Here is a 4,811-nt window from a genome sequence, read left to right on the forward strand (position 1 = left end):
GCTGCCCCGCTCGCCAGAAGCAGCGTCGTGAACGCCGTGCCCGACAGGAAACGGGCAAAAGCGCGCGCGTTCTTTTTGGGCGTCGGTCGAGCGGTTTTCGTTTCTGTCGATTCGATTGCATGGGACATTTCTTCCGATCCTCTCCAATTCAAGGCAGATCTGACGGGTTTAGAAGTCAACTTCCCGTCGCCTTTCATGGTTAAAATCGTATAAAATGGTTAACAAACTCTTATATAAATAAATAAACACAATTTATTACTTGAATAAATCAAAATTTACTATTTTATAAATTGGATTATACATATTTTATAAAATAATAAATTAGAAATTTATATTTTATATATCAATATGCATGCCGAAATGCATCCGGGAATTGTGCGGCTACAAACAAAAACGCCCCGGATCACTCCGGGGCGTCTGAAATGGCGCTAGATCGATCTCTTGATCGCGTTAGCCCGAACCCGCGGCAAACGCGATTTCCTCTGGGCATTCCCGCGCTCAGAAGGTTACCGTGACATTGCCCTTGCCTTCGAGGATCACGCCTTCGGCGGTTTCCGCAATACCGGCATCTCCGGCGCTGGCGACAGAGGTGATGTTCTGCAAACGCAGGCGCCACGGGCGATCCGCGTCCGATGCGTTGACCGTCAGCGTGTTGCCCTTGCGGGAAACGGCAAGCTCCTGCGCTTTCACGCCCTTGTCGGCGAAGATCGCGGCTTTTGCCGTCTTGCCGTCTTCCAGTGCGTAAAGCGCAAACAGCGCGCCGTCCGCATAGTCATAGTCAGGCTTGTGGTCGACCGCGCCCCAGACGATGAGGCTTGAGGGGCGGACATAAAGCGGCAGGCTCATGAAGTCGTGATTTTCGACGCGCCATCTGCCGCCTTCGACCTCTTCACCGGACAGAAGATGCGTCCAGCGGCCTTTCGGCAGATAGATCTCGGCGTCACCCGCTGCGTCGAGAACCGGCGCCACCAGAAGCTTTTCGCCGAGCATATACTGGCGGTCGAGCACGTCGCAGGTGCGGTCTTCCGGAAATTCCAGCAGCATGGCGCGCATCACCGGCAGGCCGGTCTTGGGCGCTTCGCAGGCGGCTTCGTAGATCGTCGGCATCAGCTTCATCTTCAGCTTGGTGAAGAAGCGCAGAACATCGACGGCCTCCTCGTCATAAAGCCACGGCACGCGATAGGATTTCGATCCGTGCAGGCGCGAATGGCTGGAGAGAAGCCCGAAGGCGCACCAGCGCTTGTAGACATCGGCTTCCGCCGTTGCCTCGAAGCCGCCGATATCATGGCTCCAGAAGCCGAAGCCGGAAAGGCCGAGCGAGAGGCCGCCGCGCAGGGATTCCGCCATGGATTCGTAATCCGAATAGCAGTCGCCGCCCCAGTGAACCGGGAACTGCTGGCCGCCGGTGGTCGCGGAGCGGGCAAACAACACCGCCTCGTCCTTGCCCTTCGTCTCCTGCAGGGCCTCATAGACGACCTTGTTGTAGAGGAAGGTATAGTAGTTGTGCATTGTCTCGGCGTCGGAGCCGTCATGATAGGCGACATCCACCGGAATGCGCTCGCCGAAATCGGTCTTGAAGCAATCGACGCCCTGGGCCACCAGATCCTTCAGGTAGCCGGCATACCAGTCGCAGGCCTCTGGGTTGGTGAAGTCGACCACGGCCTGGCCGGGCTGCCAGCGGTCCCACTGCCAGACGGAGCCGTCCGAGCGCTTGATCAGGTAGCCGTTCTCCTTGCCCTCGTCGAAGAGCTTCGATTCCTGGGCAATATAGGGATTGATCCAGACGCAGATATTGAGGCCGCGCTCCTTGTAGCGCTTCAGCATGGCTTCCGGTTCCGGGAAGGTCTCCGGATCCCATTCGAAATCGCACCAGTGCAGGCCGCGCATCCAGAAGCAGTCGAAATGGAAGACGTGGAGCGGAATGTCGCGCTCCGCCATGCCGTCGAGGAAGCTGGTAACGGTCGCTTCGTCATATTCGGTGGTGAACGAGGTTGTCAGCCACAGGCCGAAGGACCAGCGGGCCGGCAGCGCCGGGCGACCGGTGAGCCTGGTGTAGCGGTCGATGACGCCCTTGGGGTCCGGTCCGTCGATGACATAGTATTCGAGGCTTTCGCCCGGAACCGAGAACAGCGCCTTGTGAACCTTCTCCGAGCCGACTTCGAATTCGACTCGGCCCGGATTGTTGACGAACACGCCCCAGCCGCGATTGGTCAGGAAGAAGGGGATGTTCTTGTAGGCCTGGTCGGTGTTGGCGCCGCCGTCTCGGTTCCAGATATCGACCATCTGGCCGTTCTTGACAAACTCGGTGAAACGTTCGCCGAGGCCGTAGACCTTGGTGCCGACGGTAAGGCTCAAGCGCTCGAACATATGGGGGCGGTCATTGTCGTCATGGTCGATGGCGTGGCCGCCGGCCTTGTAGTCGGAACCGGTGATAAGCTTGTCGTCGCGCAGGAATTCGAGGTTCCAGCGGCCCGTCATGGCGATGCGGGCGGTGAGGTTGCCGCTTTTCAGCGTGGCGAATTCGTCCGTGATCTCGATCTCCGGCGTAAAGCCTTCATCCTTGTAGAGATCGAAATGCGGGCCTTTGTCGAGACCGCCGCGGAAGTGCTCGCTCTTCACGCCGATCATGCCTTCCATCGGCGCGGAGAGAGTGAGGATGATCAGCCGGGCATTGATCTGGTTGGCGCGGTCGTTCATCGGCCAGGTGGTGGCGCGGATGACGAGCTTGCCGTCCTTTACGCGGGCATCGAAGACCTCAAGCGGCTGGTTGAGGTCGAAATTCTGGCGCACATGCCAGTTGCCGTCCATGATTTTCATGATTGCAAGTCCTTTGAAATGTCATCTGCAGCGGCGGCGGGGAGGCGCCGCCGCTGCGCGCGCGGGACCGGTCAGAGCCGGACGCCGGTCTCGCGATCGAAGATGTGGATGAGGTCCGGGGCGATCCGCATGTTCAGCGGCTCGCCGGGCGTCACGGCGGCGCGGTCGTTGATGACAACGGCGATCTCCGGGTCGCTGTCGGTGAACAGGAAGGTCGTCGCACCGGTCGCCTCGGCGATCCTGAGCGGCAGGCTGAACTGGGCTTCTTCCGCCGAAACCAGCTCGAGATGTTCGGGCCTTAAGCCCACCGTCACCTTGCGGCCGGCTTCCAGCTTGCCCGCATAGGGCAGAACATCGCCGTCACCGAGTTCGAGCTTCAGGCTGTGGCCATCCTCACCCACAATTGCCGGCAGGAAATTCATCGCCGGAGAGCCGATGAAGCCGGCGACAAACTGGTTCGCCGGGCTGTCATAGAGTTCGAGCGGCGCGCCCTCCTGCTCGATCCGGCCTTCCTTCATCAGGACGACACGGTCGGCCATGGTCATGGCCTCGATCTGGTCATGGGTGACATAGACCGAGGTCGCGCCGAGACGGTCGTGCAGCGTGCGGATTTCCTTGCGCATGTGAACGCGCAACGCCGCATCGAGGTTCGACAGCGGCTCGTCGAACAGAAAGGCCTTCGGGTCGCGGATGATGGCGCGGCTCATGGCCACGCGCTGGCGCTGGCCGCCGGAGAGTTCACGCGGATAGCGTTCCAGAAGGTTGGAGAGTCCGGTGGTTTCGGCCACTTCGCGGGCCTTCACCTGGGCATCCTTCTTCTTCATGCCGTGGGTGCGAAGGCTGTAGGTCAGGTTTTCCTCGACCGTCATATGCGGATAGAGCGCATAGGACTGGAACACCATGGCGATGTCGCGCCGGCGCGGCGGCATGTCGTTCATCTTCTCGCCGGCGATCTTCACCTCGCCGCCGGAAATCTTCTCCAGGCCTGCCAGCGTGCGCAGCAAAGTGGACTTGCCGCAGCCGGACGGGCCGACGAGCGCGACGAACTCGCCCTTCTCGATCGTGAGGTTGACGTTCTTGAGGGCGTGGTACCGGCCGTAATATTTCTCGACCGCGTTGAATTCGATCTGGGTTGTCATTTCAAAGCTCCCGAGGTCAGGCCGGAGACGATCTTGCGCTGCAGAAGCACAAAGGCGGCGAGGATGGGGGTTACGTAGATCGAGGCGTAGGCCATGATCCTGTTCCAATCGACCGAGTTCGGACCCATGAAGGTGGAGAGACCGACACTGGCGGGCTGAAGCTCGACATCCTGGATCAGCGATTTGGAATAGACGAATTCGCCGAAGGCCTGCATGAAGATCAAAAGCGCGCTGACGAGGATGCCGTTGCGGGCAAGCGGCAGGACGATGTGGAAGAAGGCGCCGAAGCGGGAATTGCCATCCACAAGGGCTGCCTCTTCCAGCTCCGCAGGCACGTTCATGAAGGTGGCGCGCACCAGCACGACGAAGAACGGCATGGCCTTGGCGGTGATCGCCACGATGACGGCAATGCGCGGATAGTCGAGCAGGCCGATCTGCGAGAAGCCGACGAAGATCGGCGTGACCATCAGCGAGGCCGGCAGAACCTGCAGCATCAGCACCAGGAACAGGCCGATATCGACCCACACACTGCGGTAGCGGGCCAGAACATAGGCGCAGCCCGAGCCAAGCGTGGCGATGAACAGGACGGCGCAGCTTGCGATGATCAGCGAGTTCTTCAGATAGGTCGCCATGTGGCGCTCGACCCAGACGCCTTGGAAGACGTCCCATTGCGGGTTCGGCGGCACGAAGCTTGGCGGCGCGGCAAACATCGCCGTGCTCGTTTTCAGCGCGGTCACATACATCCAGTAAAGCGGGAACAGATAGATGGCTGCCAGGACCAGACCGCAGGCGATCAGCAGCGTGTTTCGGGTTGTCGGGGTCATCCGCGCACCTCATGGCGGGTCGAGCGCACAT

General features: G+C 60.0%; 4 protein-coding genes. 1 reads left to right on the forward strand and 3 read right to left on the reverse strand.

Going from position 1 to position 4,811, the window contains the following annotated elements:
• The coding region (locus AC5DC2_RS19440) for a hypothetical protein (protein WP_491699660.1) at nucleotides 1-213 on the forward strand (213 nt) is incomplete at its 5' end.
• Between the two features lie 285 nt (nucleotides 214-498).
• Here the strand turns inward: AC5DC2_RS19440 and yicI are convergent.
• The 3 genes from yicI to AC5DC2_RS19455 all read right to left on the reverse strand — a co-directional run bounded on the left by yicI (nucleotide 499) and on the right by AC5DC2_RS19455 (nucleotide 4,780).
• Nucleotides 499-2,817, reverse strand: a complete 2,319-nt coding sequence (yicI, locus tag AC5DC2_RS19445) for an alpha-xylosidase (protein ID WP_491699661.1) — start codon at nucleotides 2,815-2,817, stop codon at nucleotides 499-501.
• Between the two features lie 71 nt (nucleotides 2,818-2,888).
• Nucleotides 2,889-3,956, reverse strand: a complete 1,068-nt coding sequence (locus AC5DC2_RS19450) for an ABC transporter ATP-binding protein (RefSeq protein WP_491699662.1) — start codon at nucleotides 3,954-3,956, stop codon at nucleotides 2,889-2,891.
• The gene (locus tag AC5DC2_RS19455) at nucleotides 3,953-4,780 is read right to left on the reverse strand and encodes a carbohydrate ABC transporter permease (protein ID WP_491699663.1); all 828 of its coding nucleotides are present in this window, start codon (nucleotides 4,778-4,780) and stop codon (nucleotides 3,953-3,955) included. The genes AC5DC2_RS19450 and AC5DC2_RS19455 overlap by 4 nt, the downstream gene beginning before the upstream one ends.
• Nucleotides 4,781-4,811 lie beyond the last annotated feature (31 nt).

The organism is Martelella sp., assembly GCF_984369615.1.

Excerpts from the sequence above, each read along its gene's own strand:
- yicI (WP_491699661.1), bottom strand. The coding sequence starts at position 2,817 with ATGAAAATCATGGACGGCAACTGGCATGTGCGCCAGAATTTCGACCTC.
- AC5DC2_RS19450 (WP_491699662.1), bottom strand. The coding sequence starts at position 3,956 with ATGACAACCCAGATCGAATTCAACGCGGTCGAGAAATATTACGGCCGG.
- AC5DC2_RS19455 (WP_491699663.1), bottom strand. The coding sequence starts at position 4,780 with ATGACCCCGACAACCCGAAACACGCTGCTGATCGCCTGCGGTCTGGTC.